Genomic DNA, 16,696 nt, shown 5'->3' with positions numbered 1-16,696 from the left:
GGTCCGACAAGAGGTGCATTTCGGGCAGTTACCCTGGGTGAGAGGGTCCGTGGCCCCGCCGGGTTCGCCACGCCGATGATCGAGTTCGGGCTGATAACCCCCGTACGGTCGGGCAGACTCGAAGGAGCCGACCGAGAGTGGGTGGAACGTGGACCGCTGCGTCGTCCTCGTGGACGCCGGATACCTGTTGGGTGCCGCCGCGAGTCTGCTGGCCGGTGAGCCGACCCGCTCCCGCATCAGCGTCGATCACGCCGCGCTGATCCAGGCGCTGCGGGAGCAGGCCGAGGCCGACACCGAGTGCTCCCTGCTGCGTATCTACTGGTTCGACGGTGCGCCCGACCGGGTGCCCCAGCCCGAGCACCGCAGGCTGCGCGTGATGCCCCGGGTGACCGTGCGGCTCGGCGCCCTGACCCGTAGCGACGGGCGGTGGGCCCAGAAGGGCGTCGACGCCGCCATGCACGCGGAGCTGACCGAACTCGCCCGCAACAGGGCCTGCTCCGACATCGTGCTCGTCACCGGCGACGGCGATCTGCTGCCGGGGCTGATGTCGGCCAAGGAGCACGGCGTCGCCGTCCACCTGTGGGCCGTCCAGGCCGCCGACGGGGACTACAACCAGTCCGAGGACCTGGTCGCCGAGGCCGACGAGCGTCGGGTGCTCGACCGTACGTGGATCACCCGGGTCGTCCGTGCCAAGGAGCTGACCGGCGTCTGCCAGCCCTCCCCGGCGCCCCGCCCCGAGATCGCCGCGATCCTCTCGGCCCCGCTCCCCGAGACCGCCAAGAACGGCACGGGCGGCGCGCCGCCACCGGACGCCGTCGAGCCCGCCGCCGGGCAGCACGCCACGGGCGCGCGGGAGAGGGAGCGCGAGGGTGAGGGCGCGGCGGAAGAGGGCGGAGAGGCCGCGGAGAGCTCCTCCTCCGCCGCGCCCCCGCAGCGCGCCGAGGGCCCGGGCGGCGCGGGCGTGCCCACCCCCAAGGACCTGGCCGGACTCGCCCGCCCCGGCGCGGGCCACGGCGCGGTTGCCGCCGGGACCGGAGCGGGCGCCCAGGGCGCCACGCTGCGCTGGTCCTCCGACCGGGGCTGGGTCGAGCGTGCCGCGCCGGGCGAGTCCGCCGAGGTCGCCGCGCTGCCGATGCTGGCCCAGCTCACCACGGCCGAGCAGCGCTGGGCGGACCGCGAGGAGGACATCACCGCCGTCAGCGGCGACCCCTTCGAGGTCGGCCAGGTCTTCGCACGCCGCTGGATCGAGCGGCTCACCGCCGCCCCGCACCTGGAACAGCTCTCCGGCGAGTACCCGCGCATCCCGCACCGCATCGACGGCGAACTCCTCCGGTACGCGGCCCGCTTCGGCCTGCTCGCCCACAAGGACGACCAGATCGACGAGCACGACCGGTACGCGATCCGGGCGGGGTTCTGGCGCGAGGTCGACGCCCGTACCGGCACCTCGGCCGAGCACGCGCCCGCCGGGGAATGACCGGGCGTACGGTCGGGCGTACGTTCGGGCGTACTCCTGGACGTACCGGACGGGCTGGGAGAAGCCTGGGAATCGCCGGGGAACGCCGCCCTCGGCAGAGGGGCACGGGACCGGGCGCGTACCCTCATAGTTCGTGATGACGGGCATGCGGCAGGCGGTGGACGGCTCGGTGGAAGGCGTGGAGACGCGGCCCCGGGCCGCCGTGCGCGTGAGCGGCCTGGTCAAGACCTATCCGCCGGTCCGCGCCCGTCGCCGTACCGCGGCGGTGCCCGCCGTACGGGCCAGCGACGGCGTGACGCTCGACGTCCGGCAGGGGGAGATCTTCGGACTGCTCGGGCCCAACGGCGCCGGGAAGTCCACCCTCGTCCGCCAGCTCACCGGGCTGCTGCGGCCCGACGAGGGCGGCATCGAGGTGCTCGGGCACGACCTCGTACGGCATCCGCGCCGCGCCGCGCGGCTGCTCGCGTACCTCGCGCAGGAGTCCAGCGCCCTCGACGAGCTGACCGTCGCGCTCGCCGCCGAGACCACCGCGCGGCTGCGCGGCCTCGACCTGCCCGCCGCGCGCCGCGCCCGCGACGACGTGCTCGACGAGCTGGACCTCGGCCCGCTCGCCGACCGCCCGCTCAAGCGCCTCTCCGGCGGTGAGCGGCGGCTGGCGTGCGTGGCCGCCGCGCTGGTCGGCGAGCGCCCGCTGCTGGTGCTGGACGAGCCGACCACCGGCATGGACCCGTACGCGCGCCGGGCCGTGTGGGCGGCCGTGGACCGCAGGCGCGCGGAGTACGGCGCGACGGTGGTGCTGGTGACGCACAACGTGATCGAGGCCGAGACCGTGCTCGACCGGGTCGCCGTGATCGACCGGGGGCGGGTGATCGCCTGCGACACCCCCGGCGGGCTCAAGACGACCGTCGGCGACGAGGTGCGGCTCGAACTGGTCTGGCGCGAGACGGCGCCGGTCGGCATCCCCGAGGTCGCCGCGCTCGGCGCGACCGCGGCCGTCTCCGGGCGCCGCTGGACGCTGCGGCTGACGCCGGAGGCCGCGCGCGAGGCGGTGTCCCTGGTGACGGGCGGCCCGGCCTTCGCCGCGCTGGACGACTTCCGGCTGGCGACGCCGAGCCTGGAGGACGTGTACGTGGCACTCGGCGGGCGGGCCGAGGGGACCGACGGGGCCGAGGGTCTGGTGAAAGCGTGAGGGAACCGAGGGTGAGGCAGCCGAAGCCGCCGGAGCGGGCGCGGCCGTCGGGGCAGCCGAGGGGTGGAGTCGCAACGTGAGCACAGCCGCAGCGGAGAACCGGGCGGTCACCGCGGAGTCCCCCGACCCGGACCGCCCCAGCGACGAGACCCGACCGGAGGCCCAGGCCCAGGCCCAGGCCCCGGACCCGGACGGTCCGCCTTCCGGCGGTGTCGCCCTGGCCGAGGATTCGGCGGCCGAGTCGTCGGAGGCCGCCGGGGCGGTCGCCCCGGACCGGCCTCGTGACGGGGTCCGGCCGGAGGCCCAGGACCCGGCTGGCGGTGTCGCCCTGGCCGAGGATCCGGAGGCCGGGACGGCGGGGGGCGAGGGGCCTGTGGCGCTCGCCGCGCCTGCGCGGCTGTGGCCCGCGCTCGGGGCCGTCTACCGGGCGCAGCTCTCGCGGGCGCGGGTCGCGCGGATTCCGCTGCTCTTCGTGGCGACGTTCCAGTCGCTCGGCATCATGATCCTGATGCGCGGCGTCGTGGACGGCGGCGCGGAGGCGCGGGCCGTGGTCGCCGGGTCGAGCGTGCTGGTGGTCGCGTTCGTGGCGCTGAACCTCCTCGCGCAGTACTTCGGGCAGCTCCGCGCCAGCGGCGGCCTCGACCACTACGCGACGCTGCCCGTGCCGCCCGCCTCGGTGGTGCTCGGGACGGCGGCGGCGTACGCGTCCTTCACCGTGCCCGGCGTCGCGGTCTGCGCCGTCGTCGGGAGCCTGCTCTTCCAGCTGCCGCTGGCCGGGCTGTGGGTGCTCGTGGCCGTGATCCCGCTCGCCGGGGCCGCGCTCGCCGGGCTCGGCGCCGCGCTGGGGCTGCTCGCGCCCCGGCCCGAACTCGCCACGCTCTGCGGCCAGTTGGGCATGTCCGCCGCGCTGCTGCTGGGCGTACTGCCGGGGGACGACCTGCCGTTGCTCGTCCAGTGGGCGCGCGACGTACTGCCGTCGACGTACGGGGTCGAGGCGCTTGCGCACACGTTCGAGGCGCGGCCCGACTGGAGCGTGGTGGCGCTCGACCTGGGCGTCTGCGCGGCCGTCGGTGTGCTCTCGCTGGCCGTCGCGACGCGGGCCTACAGGTGGGCGACGGTTCGCTGAAGCGCCGCGCCTGGCCACGGCATCAGCAAGGGACCTGCGCTGAGAGGGTCGGCCCACACCGCAGCGGTGGCGCCTGGCACGATGGCGGGGTGAGCGTACCGACACCCTCCTCCCACAACCAGGACCCCTCGCAGCCGGGCCCGCCGCCCCAGGACGCCCCGGGCCCGGGTCCGGGCCCGTTCCCGCCGCCCGTCGCGGAGTGGACGCCGGGCCCCAACGACGAGGCGAGCGCGACCCCGGGGCGCGAGGTGCGCGACGCGGTGCTCTACGGGCTCGGCGTGGCCGCCGTCGGCGTGGTGTTCGCGCTGCTGTGGGTCTGGCTCGCTCCCCGGGTGCCGCTCTTCACCGATGGCAAGGCCGTCTACCTCAAGGACCCCGAGGGCGAGGAGGCGTTCGGTGCCGACGGGAGCTTCCTGCTGATCGGCGTCGTCATCGGCGTGGTGACCGGCGCGATCGCGTTCTACGCCCGCAAGCTCGGCGGCGTCGGCCTGGTCGTCGGGCTCGGCGTCGGCGCGCTGGCGGGCTCCTTCCTCGCCTGGCGGCTCGGCGTGTGGCTCGGGCCCGAGTCGGACATGGTCGTCGCGGCCAAGGAGGCGGGCAAGGGCGCGACCTTTGACGCGCCGATGAAGCTCCAGGCCAAGGGCGCCCTGCTGGCCTGGCCGCTGGCCGCGCTGGTCACGCATCTCGCGCTGACCGTGGTCCAGTGGCTGCGCGACGCGGGGGCGGCCCCGCTGGGACCGCCCCCCGAGGAGCGCTGAGCGGGTTCTCAGGCTTCTCAGGCCGGGCGGCGGCCGTGGTTCGCCCGGCCCTTCTTCAGCCGCCAGCGGCGCTTCCGGGTGCGCTTGGACATGAGCCCTCCCGTTTCTCCGTGGGCCGGAGTGTCCCTCTGGTCGTAGCGCACATCGGGAGGGCCGTGAAGCCTTGTCACCCTCTTCCGCCGGGCTGACGCGAGGGTGCCCCTTGCCCGTCGTCGCAGGGCGCGGGTGCATCGTGGCTTGTCGCGCAGTTCCCCGCGCCCCTGCGGGGCGCAACCCCGAGGATCGCCCTAGGCGCGGGCGATCGGGGCCGTCACCGCGTCCGTGAGGGTCGCGAGGTCCTTCGGGGAGAGCTCGATCTCCAGGCCGCGGCGGCCCGCCGAGACGCAGATGGTCGCGTGGTCCCCGGCCGAGGCGTCGAGGACGGTCGGGAGCCGCTTGCGCTGGCCCAGCGGGGAGATGCCGCCCCGTACGTAGCCCGTGGTGCGCTCGGCCGCCGCCGGGTCGGCCATCGCCGCGCGCTTGCCGCCCGCCGCCGAGGCGAGCGCCTTGAGGTCGAGCGAGGCGGAGACGGGCACGACGGCGACGGTCAGCGCGCCGTCCACGTCTGCCACGAGGGTCTTGAACACCTGGTCGGGGGAGACCCCCAGGGCCTCGGCGGCCTCCTCGCCGTACGAGGCGGCGGCCGGGTCGTGCGCGTAGGCGTGGGTGGTGAACTCCACCCCCGCCTCCGTCGCGGCGACCGTGGCCGGGGTCGCCGCGGACTGCTGCTTGGCCTGCTTGCTCTGCTTGGCCTTCTTCTTCGCCATGGTCCGATGTTCCGCCAGGTTCAGTTGGGGCTCGTGGGGTTGCGGGTGAGGTCCACGAGCGGCAGCGACGGGAGCTTGCCGATCACGGAGGACTCGCGGCGCAGGATCTTCAGCTCGTCCGCCAGCCGCGTCGCCGTGTCCGGCGCCTGGAGGAGGCGCTGCTTGGCGGGCGTGCTCAGCACCGTCGCCGCCGCCACGAGGTACGAGACCACCGAGGGGTCGTCCGGCAGGTCCTGGTCCTGGCCCGTCGCCAGCGTCCGCTCCCGGGCGCTGGCCAGCCGCTTCTGGTACCCGCGGAAGGCGCGCAGCACTCCGGAGGCCAGGGCGCCGGCGCCGTCGCCCTCCTCCTCGGGGATCTCCTCCGTCTCGGCCATCAGATACGGGCCGCTGGCGTCGACCGAGAGCAGCCGGAAACGGGTGGTGCCGGTCGCCAGCACCTCGTACCCGGCGGTGCTGGTCCGCGGATCGGAGCCCGGGCCGGCGCCCGGCGGACCCGGCTCGGGCTCCTCGCCGCCGGGGCCGCCGTTCGCGCGCTCGCGGATGGTGGAGGCGTCGGCGACGCAGCCCACCGTGTAGAACGACTTGATCGGGTCGGGGCCGAAGCCCGCCGCCGCCTCGGTGCCGGGGAGCGGCGCGGAATCGGGCAGGCCGGTCGCGGTCGGGGCGACCTCGCGGCCGTCCCGGATGGCGACCACGCCGAAGCGGCGTGGCGCGTCCTCGGGCAGGTCGAGGAGGTCGCGCATGAGGGCGCGGTAGCGCGGCTCGAAGATGTTCAGGGGGAGGACCAGGCCCGGGAACAGCACCGTGTTGAGGGGGAAGAGCGGTAGGGCGGTTGTCACAACCGGTAAGCCTAAAGCCTTTGAAGGGTGAGAGAGCTGGAGCGGTGATTTCCGCTTCCTCCTGATGCCGTCCCGGCGCCGCCCTCCCTACTGCCGTCGCAGCAGCCGCGTCGCCCCCGTCGCCACCGTCGTCGCCAGGATCCAGCCGAGCAGGATCAGCCCGGCGGCCAGCCACTGGTAGCCGCCCGCGGGGTTCCACGCCGCGTCCTGGCCGAAGGAGATGACCGGGAGGAGCAGGTCCAGCGTGTAGAGCGCGGCGTTCCAGTGCGGGTGCTCGTCGCCCTTGAGGGCCTCCGGGCGGTGGGCCTCGAAGAGCAGCGCGCCGGTGAGCCACAGGAAGCCCATCCACAGCGCCGCCTGGCCCGGCCGGTACCCGTAGGCCACCGTCCAGTCCTGGAGATAGCCCCAGGCCTTGCCGAAGACGGGCAGTGTCGCGCGGCGGCGGCGCTGCTTGGCCAGCAGGACGATCCGCGCGTTGGTGTCCTCGCCGCTGTTGCGGTACATCGCCGCGAGCTGCTCGTACGGCTCCGGCGCGTACTCCGCCGTGGCCGTCTCCACCCAGTGGAGGCGCTCACGGACGTTGAAGTGGCCCTCCTTCGCGATGGCCAGCTGGTACGTGAAGCCCGCCATCCACAGGCGCTCGTCCCGGGGCCAGCTCAGCGTCCGGTCCATGAGCTTCTCCACCGTCGCGCCGGAGAGCACGATCAGGCCCCGCTCGGGCGTCTGCGGCGTGAAGGTCAGCTCCGGGGTGGTGATCCGGCGCAGCGACAGCTCCTGGTCGCGCTGGAGGTCGAGGCGCGCGTTCTCGATCACCAGCGAGGAGCCGAACCGGCCGTCGTCCAGCACGATGCCGCCCGTGCACTCGAAGTGCTTGGTGCGCCACCTGGTGCCGCCCTGGGTGTGGAAGTCGTAGCGCGTGCCGGTCGGCGGGGTGGCGCCGTAGATCTGCGGGGCGCTGGCGCGGCCCGCGTCGGCGAAGCTCGCGACCTGCTCGACGGTCATCTGCGGCGCGTACAGCGCGTACCGCCCGCGCCGGTTGCGCAGCACCGCGCCGAACATGTGCAGCGAGCTGCCGACCGTCGCGCCGCGCAGGCTCACCAGCCCGTCCGTGACCAGCAGGCTCGCCTGCAGCTCCTGGGAGACGGTGATGCCGTCCGCGGAGACGGCGTGGCTGCGGCGGCCGCTGCCTATCGTCGCCTCGTTGAGCATCAGGTCGGTGCCGATGGTGGCGTCCGTGAGCTTGATGCCGTCGGGGATGCTGCACCGGGGCAGGTGCAGATCGCCCTCGGTGGCGAGCCGGGCGCCCTCCAGGCGCGGGACGAAGCAGTCCACGAAGCGCGCGGTGTGCACCCGCGCCTCGGGCATCCTGACCTCCTGCTCGAAGCGGCACTGGCGCAGCTCGAAGTAGTGCTCCACGACGCCGCCGGAGATGTCCAGGCAGCCCGTGATGTACGCGCCGGTCAGGTGCAGCGAGGCCACGCGGCCGAGCAGCGGGGGCGGGCCGTGCAGCAGGAGCAGCGCGATCACCCGGGCGCGCACGGTGCGCTCGGGCCCCCACGGATGGTCGCCGTTGGGATCGTCCAGCTCGGGCTCCCGGCTGCGCAGATCGTGCTCGCTGCCGTTGCGGAACGCCTGCCAGAGGCCCCACTCCGCGGTGGTCAGCCGGGCGTCCGGCGGCGGATCGCCGACGTCCCCAGGATCGCTCACGCCGCGTCCCCTCCCCCTCTTTACCCCTCGTGTCCTTGACGGTCGTCACGCTTCCTTCCCGCTCTGTGACCAGATGAACGCTAGTGGCGACGATCGCCTCCGGAGACCTCCTGGGGCCCGTATCAGCCACTGATACGGGCGCCGGACAGCTGCGCGGGGTCTGAGAGACTGGGGAGTGTGATCTCCCGAATCGATCTGCGCGGCTCCGCGCTCGACCGTGACCTGCTGCCCCGTGCCGAGCTGGACGTGGAGGCCGCCCTGGAGAAGGTGCGCCCCCTCTGCGACGACGTGCGGCATCGTGGCGCGGCGGCGGTGATCGAGGCCACGGAGAAGTTCGACGGCGTGAAGCTGGAGCGGCTGCGCGTCCCGGCCGAGGCCCTCCGCTCGGCCCTCGCCACGCTGGACCCGGCCGTACGGGCGGCGCTGGAGGAGTCCATCCGCCGGGCCCGGATCGTCCACCGGGACCAGCGCCGCACCGACACCACCACGCAGGTCGTCCCCGGCGGCACCGTCACCGAGCGGTGGGTGCCCGTGGAGCGCGTGGGGCTGTACGTGCCGGGCGGCCGTGCCGTCTACCCCTCGTCCGTGGTCATGAACGTGGTGCCCGCGCAGGAGGCCGGGGTCGGCAAGCTCGCCGTCTCCTCGCCCCCGCAGGCCGATTTCGACGGGCTCCCGCACCCCACGATCCTCGCCGCCTGCGCCCTGCTCGGCGTGGACGAGGTCTACGCGGCGGGCGGCGCCCAGGCCGTGGCCATGTTCGCGTACGGGACGGAGGAGTGCGCCCCCGTCCAGCTCGTCACGGGCCCGGGGAACATCTACGTCGCGGCGGCCAAGCGCCTGCTCAAGGGCGTCATCGGCATCGACTCCGAGGCGGGCCCGACCGAGATCGCGGTCCTCGCCGACGACAGCGCGGAGGCGGCGCACGTCGCCTCCGACCTCATCAGCCAGGCCGAGCACGACGTGGTCGCCGCCGCCGTCCTCGTCACCCCCTCCGAGGCGCTGGCCGAGGCCGTCGAGGCCGAGCTGAAGACCCAGGTGTCCGCCACGAAGCACCGCGAGCGGATCGCCGAGGCGCTGGCCGGGCGGCAGTCCGGCATCGTGCTCGTCGACGACCTGGAGCAGGGCCTCGCCGTGGTGAACGCGTACGCGGCCGAGCACCTGGAGATCCAGACCGAGGACGCCGCGCACTGGGCGTCCCGGGTTGTCAACGCGGGCGCGGTCTTCGTCGGCCCCTACGCCCCCGTCTCCCTCGGGGACTACGCGGCGGGGTCCAACCACGTGCTGCCCACGGGCGGCTGCGCCTGCCACTCCTCCGGCCTGTCCGTGCAGTCGTTCCTGCGCGGCATCCATGTCGTGGAGTACACGAAGGAGGCCCTCGCCGATGTCACCCACCACGTGGTGACGCTGGCCGAGGCGGAGGATCTGCCCGCGCACGGCGCGGCGCTGAAGGCAAGGTACGGATGGAAGGTCCCGGACACTCCGGAGAGCGGCAAGTGAGCACCATCGACTCCCTCGACTCCCTCCCCATCAGGGACGAGCTGCGCGGCAAGTCCCCGTACGGCGCCCCGCAGCTGGACGTCCCCGTGCGGCTGAACACGAACGAGAACCCGTACCCGCTGCCCGAGGAGCTCGTGGCGCGGATCGGCGAGCGCGTCACCGAGGCGGCCCGGCACCTCAACCGGTACCCCGACAGGGACGCGGTCGAGCTGCGCACCGAGCTTGCCCGCTATCTGTCGCGTACGGCGGGGCACACCGTCGGCGCCGAGAACGTCTGGGCGGCCAACGGGTCGAACGAGGTCATCCAGCAGCTCCTGCAGACCTTCGGCGGCCCCGGGCGTACGGCGATCGGCTTCGAGCCCTCGTACTCGATGCACGCCCTCATCTCGCGCGGCACCGGCACCGGCTGGCTCTCCGGGCCGCGCCACGAGGACTTCACCATCGACGTCGAGGCCGCCGTCCGCACCATCACGGAGCGCGCGCCGGACGTCGTCTTCATCTGCTCGCCGAACAACCCGACGGGCACCGCCGTGGACGAGGCGACCGTCCTCGCGCTCTACGAGGCCGCGCAGGCGGCCCGTCCCGGGCGCGGCGCGCTGGTCGTGGTCGACGAGGCGTACGGCGAGTTCTCGCACGGCCCCTCGCTGCTGCCGCTGATCGAGGGCCGCCCCACGCTGGTGCTGTCGCGCACCATGTCCAAAGCGTTCGGCGCGGCCGGGCTGCGGCTCGGCTATCTCGCCGCCGACCCGGCGGTGGTGGACGCGGTGCAGCTCGTGCGGCTGCCGTACCACCTGTCCTCCGTCACCCAGGCCACCGCGCTCGCCGCGCTCGAACACACCGATACGCTGCTCGGGTACGTCGAGCAGCTCAAGTCCGAACGGGACCGGCTGGTGACCGAACTGCGCGCGCTCGGATGCGACGTCACCGCGTCCGACGCCAACTTCGTGCAGTTCGGCACGTTCGCTGACGCCCACGAAGCCTGGGCGGCGCTGCTCGCCCACGGCGTGCTCGTACGGGACAACGGGGTGCCGGGCTGGCTGCGGGTGTCCACCGGGACCCCGGAGGAGAACGACGCATTCCTCGAAGCGGTGCGAGCCGTGACGAAGGACCTCAAGGAGAAGAGCGAACGATGACGCGCAGAGGCCGCGTGGAGCGCACCACCAAGGAGACCTCGGTCGTGGTCGAGATCGACCTCGACGGGACCGGCCAGGTCGATGTCTCGACCGGGGTGGGCTTCTACGACCACATGCTCGACCAGCTCGGCCGCCACGGGCTCTTCGACCTCACGGTCAAGACCGACGGCGATCTGCACATCGACAGCCACCACACCATCGAGGACACCGCGCTCGCGCTGGGCGCCGCCTTCAAGCAGGCGCTCGGCGACAAGAAGGGCATCGTCCGCTTCGCGAACGCGTCCGTCCCGCTCGACGAGTCGCTGGCCCAGGTCACCGTCGACCTCTCGGGCCGCCCGTACCTCGTGCACACCGAGCCCGAGGGCATGGCCCCGCTCATCGGCGCCGAGTACGACACGACGATGACCCGGCACATACTGGAGTCGTTCGTCGCGCAGGCCCAGGTCGCCCTGCACGTCCACGTGCCGTACGGGCGCAACGCGCACCACATCGTCGAGTGCCAGTTCAAGGCCCTGGCCCGCGCGCTGCGGTACGCGAGCGAGATCGACCCGCGCCAGAAGGGAACCATTCCGTCCACCAAGGGCGCGCTGTGAGCGGCCTCTCGGCACTCCTCATCTTCGTCGGGCTCTTCTTCGCGGGCGGCGCGGTCTCGTTCTGGAAGCAGAAGCTGCCCAAGGGCATGATCGTGCTCCTCGCGGGCGCCTCCGTGCTCGCGCTGCTCGCCGGGATCCTGCGGCTGGACTGGTGGTCATGACGGACACGAAGAAGGTCGTCGTCTTCGACTACGGCTTCGGCAACGTCCGTTCCGCCGAGCGCGCGCTCGTACGGGCCGGGGCCGAGGTCGAGATCACGCGGGACTACGACACGGCGATGGCCGCCGACGGGCTGCTGGTGCCCGGCGTCGGCGCGTTCGCCGCCTGCGTCGAGGGGCTGCGCGCCGCGCGCGGCGACTGGGTCATCGGGCGGCGGCTGGCCGGCGGACGGCCCGTGATGGGCATCTGCGTCGGCATGCAGATCCTCTTCGCGCGCGGTGTCGAGCACGGCCACGAGGCGGAGGGCCTCGACGAATGGCCGGGAACCGTCGGTCCGCTGAAGGCCCCCGTCGTCCCCCACATGGGCTGGAACACGGTGCAGGCCGCCGCGGGCTCGCGGCTCTTCGCCGGGCTGCCGGACGACGCGCGCTACTACTTCGTGCACTCCTACGCCGTCCACGACTGGGAGCTGGAGACGGCCAACCCGCTCCTGACGCCGCCCAGGGTGAGCTGGACGACGCACGGCGAGCCGTTCGTCGCGGCCGTCGAGAACGGTCCGCTGTGGGCCACCCAGTTCCACCCCGAGAAGTCCGGCGACGCCGGAGCGCAACTGCTGAGCAACTGGATCGGAACCCTGTGAGCCCCGTGAGCCCTGTGAGCACCACGCTTGAGCTTCTGCCCGCCGTCGACGTCCGCGACGGCCAGGCCGTGCGCCTCGTGCACGGCGAGTCCGGCTCCGAGACCTCGTACGGCGACCCGCTGGAGGCGGCCCTCGCCTGGCAGCGCGCGGGCGCCGAGTGGCTGCACCTCGTCGACCTGGACGCCGCGTTCGGCACCGGGGACAACCGCGAGCGGATCGCGGAGGTCGCCCGGTCGATGGACATCAAGGTCGAGCTGTCCGGCGGCATCCGCGACGACGCCTCGCTCGCCGCCGCCCTCGCCACCGGCTGCCGGCGGGTCAACCTCGGCACGGCCGCGCTGGAGACCCCCGAGTGGGTCGCCAAGGTCATCGCCGAGCACGGCGACAAGATCGCCGTCGGCCTCGACGTACGCGGGACGACGCTGCGCGGGCGCGGCTGGACGCGCGACGGCGGCGACCTCTACGAGACGCTGGAACGGCTCGACGCGGAGGGCTGCGCGCGCTACGTCGTCACCGACATCGCCAAGGACGGCACCCTCCAGGGCCCCAACCTCCAGCTCCTGCGCGACGTCTGCGCGGCCACCGACCGGCCCGTGGTCGCCAGTGGCGGAGTCTCCTCCCTTGACGATCTGCGGGCGATCGCGAGTCTGGTACCTGAGGGCGTGGAGGGCGCGATCGTCGGCAAGGCGCTGTACGCCAAGGCGTTCACCCTGGAAGAGGCGTTGGAGGCGGTTGCGGGATGACGGACGTACGGCGTGTGCAGAGCGGAAGTCCCTGGGAAGAGGAGTTCGGATTCGCACGCGCCGTGGCGGCCGGGGACCGCGTGCTCGTCGGCGGCACCACCGCGTTCCGCGGGAAGGTGCTGCACGGCGAGGGCGACCCGTACGAGCAGACCCGCGTGGCCTGCGAGAACGCGCTCGCGGCGCTCGGGGAGTTCGGGCTCGGCGCGGACGCGGTGATACGCACCCGGCTGTATCTGACGCACAGCCGCGACGTGGACGCGGTGGGCAGGGCCCACGCGGAGGCGTTCGGCGCGGCCCGCCCCGTGACGACGATGGTCGTGGTCACGGGGTTCGTCGACTCCCGCATCCTCGTCGAGGTCGAAGTCGAAGCATTCCGAGAAGTCTGAACGGCACAGCACGAGGAGCCTGAAGCACATGACCCTCGCGGTCCGAGTCATCCCCTGCCTGGACGTGGACGCCGGCCGGGTCGTCAAGGGCGTCAACTTCCAGAACCTGCGCGACGCCGGTGACCCGGTGGAGATGGCGAAGGTGTACGACGCGGAGGGCGCCGACGAGCTGACGTTCCTCGACATCACCGCCTCCTCGGGCGACCGCGAGACGACGTACGACGTGGTGCGGCGCACCGCCGAGCAGGTGTTCATCCCGCTGACGGTGGGCGGCGGCGTCCGTACGGTCGAGGACGTCGACAGGCTGCTGCGCGCCGGGGCCGACAAGGTCGGGGTCAACACCGCCGCCATCGGCCGTCCCGAGCTGATCCGGGAGATCGCCGAGCGGTTCGGGAGCCAGGTGCTGGTGCTGTCGGTGGACGCGCGCCGCACAGAATCCGGCTCGGGCTCGGGAGCCTTCGAGGTGACGACCCACGGCGGGCGGCGCGGCACCGGCATCGACGCCGTCGAGTGGGCGCACCGCGCGGCCGAGCTGGGCGCGGGCGAGATCCTGCTCAACTCGATGGACGCCGACGGCACCAAGGACGGCTACGACACCGAGATGATCGCCGCCGTCCGCGCGCACGTCGGCATCCCCGTGATCGCCAGCGGCGGCGCGGGCGAGCTGGGCCACTTCCCGCCCGCGATCGAAGCGGGCGCCGACGCGGTGCTCGCCGCGTCCGTCTTCCACTTCGGGGACCTGCGCATCGGCCAGGTCAAGGAGACGCTGCGGGAGAGCGGCCACCCGGTGCGCTGACCCCGCCGCCTTCACCGCGGCGTGACTGCGCCTATCGGCGCATGACCGCGGGGGGAGCGCCTCACTACGATGCGACGCGTCGACCCACGAAGGCGGCCGCCATGTCCGATGACACGTCCGATGACACGTCCGATGACATGTCCGAGAACGGTGAAGCACGCCTCGACGTCTCGTTCGCGCCGTGGAGTTCGGGGGAGGCGCCGCTCCCCGACGCGGCGACCGTGGCGGCGGCCGTTCCGCACGGGGTGCTGCTGGCGCCCCGGCCCTACGCGGAGGGCCGCGTCGAGCCCGAGGAGAGCTGGGAGCTGACCGCCGCCTGGGGCCGGGCGCGCGGCACCGCCGACGTCCACCCCGCGCGGGGCACGCCGGGCCGTACCGCGCTCGTCCGCCCGATGGTCTTCGCCGACGGCTTCGGCCACGGGCCCAGCGATCTCCCGGCGCTCTACGGGCACTTCAGGGAGCTGTTCGACGCGCTGCGCGCGTCGGGCGTCGACGTCGTGCTGCTGGGCTTCGCCGAGCGGCAGGCGTCGCTCCAGGCCAACGCCGGGGTCGCGGTGAGCTGCGTCCGCAAGGCCGTCGCACGGCAGTCCGGCTACGAGCCGCTGACCGTCGGCGGCGTCGGCATGGGCGGCCTCGTCACCCGCTACGCCCTGGCCCGCATGGAGCACGACGGCGAGGACCACAGGGCGGGCGTCTACCTCTCCTACGACGTGCCGCACAACGGCGCCGTGATCCCGCTGCTCCTCCAGCAGCTCGCGTACTTCTTCGAGGCGCTCGACCCGGGCGGCGACCGCGCCCAGGCCGCGCTGGTCCGCAGCCCCGCCGCGCAGCAGCTGCTGTGGGGCTGGGTGCCCGGCGCGGCTACGCCGGGCCCCGTCGCCACCGCGAGCCCGCTGCGTGCGGAGTTCCTGCGCGAGCTGCGCCGGGTGGGCTGGTTCCCGCGCGTCCCGCACCGGTTCGGCGTCGCGAACGGCAGCGGCCTCGGCACCGGGCGCGAGGTACCGCCGGACGCGCCCGTCCTCGACTGGACGGAGCTGGCCGGGCAGCTCCAGGCGGTGGTCCGCACCCAGCCCGCGTACGGCGAGGGCCGGTTCACGGGGCGGATGCGCGGGCTCGACGAGTGGCGGTCGGTGACGACGTCGCACGTACCGCCGTTCGACGGGGCGCCGGGCGGCACACTGGAGTCGTACGGGCTGCTCGCCGACGCGCTCGGCGCGAAGGTCGGCAACGACGCCTACCGGCACAGCTGCTTCGTGCCCGCCGTGAGCGCGGTCGCCCTCGACCACGACCCGGTCTCCTGGCCGGTCGACCTCTACGAGGACATCTCGGCACTGCCTCCCGAGCGCAGCGAGCTGGACGCGTTCCTGTGCGACACGGAGAACTCCGAGCACGGCGCCGCACGCCCGGCCCTCACCGACTGGATCCTGCGCCACCTGACCTGACGGCGACGTCCCGCAGGGCCTCGACGAAGGCCGCGGAGGCGTCCGGTGGGGCCGAGTGGCGCTGCTGGAGGACCGCGTACACGCTGCGGAACGGGGGTTCGCTCAGGCGGCGGATCGCCAGGTCGGGGCGGAAGGCGGGGAGGAGCAGGGACGGGGCGAGCAGCACGCCGAGGCCCGCCGCCACGAACGCCTGCTTGCCGAGCCAGCCCCCGCACCGGATGTCGATGCGCGGCGTGAACCCGGCCCGCGCGCAGGCCGTGGCGAGGACGGAGGCAGAGCCCGCGTAGTCCTCGACCCAGGTCTCCTCGGCCAGTTCGGCCAGATCGAGGTCTCCCGCGTCGGGGTCCGCGAGCCGGTGGTCGCGGGGCAGGGCGCAGAGGAGCTCGTCGTCGAGCAGATGGACGGCACGCAGGCCCTCGTGCGCGGGCAGGCCCGGCGGGTAGTCGGTGAGGACGGCGACGTCCAGCTCCCCGTCGAGCAGCCGGGGCAGCAGCCGCGGGGTGACGTCCTCGGTGAACTCGACCCGTACGGCCGGGCGTTCGGCCGTGAACGCGGTCAGCGCCTCCGGCAGCAGCGACGCCGAGGCCGAGGGCACGGCGCCGACGCGGATACGGGCCGCCGCCGTGCCGTACCGCGCGACGGCCGCGACCTCGCGCTCCGCGCGGTCGAACTGGGCGAGGATCGCCGTCGCGTGCTCCAGCAGCGCGGCGCCCGCGGGCGTGGGCCGTACGCCGCGCGCGTGGCGGCACAGCAGCGGGGCCCGCAGCCGGGTCTCCAGGGAGGCGATGTGCCGGGAGAGCGCGGACTGCGTGTACCCGAGCGCCTGGGCGGCCGAACTGATCGAGCCGCGGCGGCAGACCTCGGAGAACGAGCGGAGCGCGGTGACGTCCATGGCGGCACCCTAGATGAGGTATGCGCGGTGCGCATCGCTCCTCTGCGGGATATGCGCTGGTGCGATGGGTGGGTGGCGAGTGAGGATCTCCGTATGAGCCCCATGAGCGAGAAGGTCGAGATCACACACATCCCCGAGCCCGAGGGCGTCGTCGCGGGCAACGGCTACACGAACGTGGTGACGGGCACCGGGCGGCTGGTCACGGTGGCCGGACAGATCGCGCTGGACCGGCACGGGAACCTGGTGGGGGAGGGCGACCCGGAGGCGCAGGCCCGCCAGGTCTTCGAGAACCTGCGCCGCTGCCTTGCTTCGGCGGGCGTCGGCTTCGACGAGGTCGTCAAGCTGACGTACTTCGTCACGGACATCGCCTTTCTGCCCGCGATCCGCACGGTGCGGGACGAGTACGTCGACACGGCCCGCCCTCCGGCGAGCAGCGCGGTAGAGGTCTCCCGGCTCTTCCGCCCCGACCTCCTCCTGGAGATCGAGGCCTTCGCCCTGGCCCCCTGAAGCCCCCCG

Annotated in this window: 18 protein-coding genes; 14 read left to right on the top strand and 4 right to left on the bottom strand. The window is 73.7% G+C overall.

Annotated features, from left to right (window positions below; genetic code table 11):
• The first annotated feature begins 148 nt into the window (after nt 1-148).
• The 4 genes from ACGF3A_RS19730 (at nt 149) to ACGF3A_RS19715 (ending at nt 4,547) form a co-directional block, all read left to right on the top strand.
• A complete protein-coding gene (locus tag ACGF3A_RS19730; protein ID WP_393731470.1) occupies nt 149-1,474 on the top strand; it encodes an NYN domain-containing protein in 1,326 nt (441 codons plus the stop codon).
• A 133-nt stretch (nt 1,475-1,607) separates the two neighbouring features.
• A complete protein-coding gene (locus tag ACGF3A_RS19725; RefSeq protein ID WP_393731468.1) occupies nt 1,608-2,663 on the top strand; it encodes an ABC transporter ATP-binding protein in 1,056 nt (351 codons plus the stop codon).
• Between the two features lie 328 nt (nt 2,664-2,991).
• Nucleotides 2,992-3,789, top strand: coding sequence for an ABC transporter permease (locus ACGF3A_RS19720; protein ID WP_393731898.1), 798 nt, complete (start codon nt 2,992-2,994; stop codon nt 3,787-3,789).
• Between the two features lie 89 nt (nt 3,790-3,878).
• The gene (locus ACGF3A_RS19715; protein WP_393731466.1) at nt 3,879-4,547 is read left to right on the top strand and encodes a hypothetical protein; all 669 of its coding nucleotides are present in this window, start codon (nt 3,879-3,881) and stop codon (nt 4,545-4,547) included.
• A 287-nt stretch (nt 4,548-4,834) separates the two neighbouring features.
• Here the strand turns inward: ACGF3A_RS19715 and ybaK are convergent, their stop codons facing one another.
• From ybaK to ACGF3A_RS19700, 3 genes are all read right to left on the bottom strand, one after another.
• The gene (gene ybaK / locus ACGF3A_RS19710; protein ID WP_393731464.1) at nt 4,835-5,353 is read right to left on the bottom strand and encodes a Cys-tRNA(Pro) deacylase; all 519 of its coding nucleotides are present in this window, start codon (nt 5,351-5,353) and stop codon (nt 4,835-4,837) included.
• 20 nt (nt 5,354-5,373) lie between these two features.
• A complete protein-coding gene (locus tag ACGF3A_RS19705) occupies nt 5,374-6,192 on the bottom strand; it encodes an LON peptidase substrate-binding domain-containing protein (protein ID WP_393731462.1) in 819 nt (272 codons plus the stop codon).
• Nucleotides 6,193-6,279: 87 nt separating this feature from the next.
• Complete coding sequence (locus tag ACGF3A_RS19700) at nt 6,280-7,899, bottom strand: oxidoreductase (protein ID WP_393731460.1); 1,620 nt, start codon at nt 7,897-7,899, stop codon at nt 6,280-6,282.
• A 177-nt stretch (nt 7,900-8,076) separates the two neighbouring features.
• Between ACGF3A_RS19700 and hisD the strand changes: the two genes are divergently transcribed.
• The 9 genes from hisD (at nt 8,077) to ACGF3A_RS19655 (ending at nt 15,288) form a co-directional block, all read left to right on the top strand.
• Nucleotides 8,077-9,396 carry a histidinol dehydrogenase gene (gene hisD / locus ACGF3A_RS19695; RefSeq protein WP_393731458.1) on the top strand — a complete coding sequence of 440 codons (1,320 nt, stop codon included), beginning with the start codon at nt 8,077-8,079 and terminating at the stop codon, nt 9,394-9,396.
• Nucleotides 9,393-10,529 carry a histidinol-phosphate transaminase gene (locus ACGF3A_RS19690; protein WP_393731456.1) on the top strand — a complete coding sequence of 379 codons (1,137 nt, stop codon included), beginning with the start codon at nt 9,393-9,395 and terminating at the stop codon, nt 10,527-10,529. The genes hisD and ACGF3A_RS19690 overlap by 4 nt, the downstream gene beginning before the upstream one ends.
• On the top strand, nt 10,526-11,122 hold the full coding sequence (hisB, locus tag ACGF3A_RS19685) for an imidazoleglycerol-phosphate dehydratase HisB (protein WP_393731454.1): 597 nt from the start codon (nt 10,526-10,528) through the stop codon (nt 11,120-11,122). The genes ACGF3A_RS19690 and hisB overlap by 4 nt, the downstream gene beginning before the upstream one ends.
• A complete protein-coding gene (locus ACGF3A_RS19680; RefSeq protein WP_393731452.1) occupies nt 11,119-11,283 on the top strand; it encodes a hypothetical protein in 165 nt (54 codons plus the stop codon). Before hisB ends, ACGF3A_RS19680 begins: the two co-directional genes overlap by 4 nt.
• Nucleotides 11,280-11,921: an imidazole glycerol phosphate synthase subunit HisH gene (gene hisH / locus ACGF3A_RS19675; protein WP_393731450.1), complete on the top strand. Its 642-nt coding sequence runs from the start codon at nt 11,280-11,282 to the stop codon at nt 11,919-11,921. The genes ACGF3A_RS19680 and hisH overlap by 4 nt, the downstream gene beginning before the upstream one ends.
• A gap of 14 nt (nt 11,922-11,935) precedes the next feature.
• On the top strand, nt 11,936-12,664 hold the full coding sequence (gene priA / locus ACGF3A_RS19670) for a bifunctional 1-(5-phosphoribosyl)-5-((5-phosphoribosylamino)methylideneamino)imidazole-4-carboxamide isomerase/phosphoribosylanthranilate isomerase PriA (RefSeq protein ID WP_393731448.1): 729 nt from the start codon (nt 11,936-11,938) through the stop codon (nt 12,662-12,664).
• Nucleotides 12,661-13,050, top strand: coding sequence for a RidA family protein (locus ACGF3A_RS19665; RefSeq protein ID WP_393731446.1), 390 nt, complete (start codon nt 12,661-12,663; stop codon nt 13,048-13,050). Before priA ends, ACGF3A_RS19665 begins: the two co-directional genes overlap by 4 nt.
• Before the next feature lie 28 nt (nt 13,051-13,078).
• Entirely contained in the window at nt 13,079-13,846 is a 768-nt protein-coding gene (hisF, locus tag ACGF3A_RS19660; RefSeq protein ID WP_393731444.1) for an imidazole glycerol phosphate synthase subunit HisF, read from the top strand.
• Between the two features lie 101 nt (nt 13,847-13,947).
• On the top strand, nt 13,948-15,288 hold the full coding sequence (locus tag ACGF3A_RS19655) for a hypothetical protein (protein ID WP_393731442.1): 1,341 nt from the start codon (nt 13,948-13,950) through the stop codon (nt 15,286-15,288).
• On the opposite strand, the gene ACGF3A_RS19650 is transcribed toward ACGF3A_RS19655, so the two are convergent.
• Nucleotides 15,257-16,180 (bottom strand): LysR family transcriptional regulator, encoded by a 924-nt coding sequence (locus tag ACGF3A_RS19650; protein WP_393731440.1) that lies wholly within the window; start codon nt 16,178-16,180, stop codon nt 15,257-15,259. The genes ACGF3A_RS19655 and ACGF3A_RS19650 overlap by 32 nt on opposite strands.
• A gap of 102 nt (nt 16,181-16,282) precedes the next feature.
• Between ACGF3A_RS19650 and ACGF3A_RS19645 the strand changes: the two genes are divergently transcribed.
• The gene (locus ACGF3A_RS19645; RefSeq protein ID WP_393731897.1) at nt 16,283-16,687 is read left to right on the top strand and encodes a RidA family protein; all 405 of its coding nucleotides are present in this window, start codon (nt 16,283-16,285) and stop codon (nt 16,685-16,687) included.
• Nucleotides 16,688-16,696 lie beyond the last annotated feature (9 nt).

The sequence above is a fragment of the Streptomyces sp. NPDC048172 genome (assembly GCF_043202595.1).
GTDB lineage: Bacteria > Actinomycetota > Actinomycetes > Streptomycetales > Streptomycetaceae > Streptomyces.
This window is presented reverse-complemented; position numbering and strand designations above follow the sequence as displayed.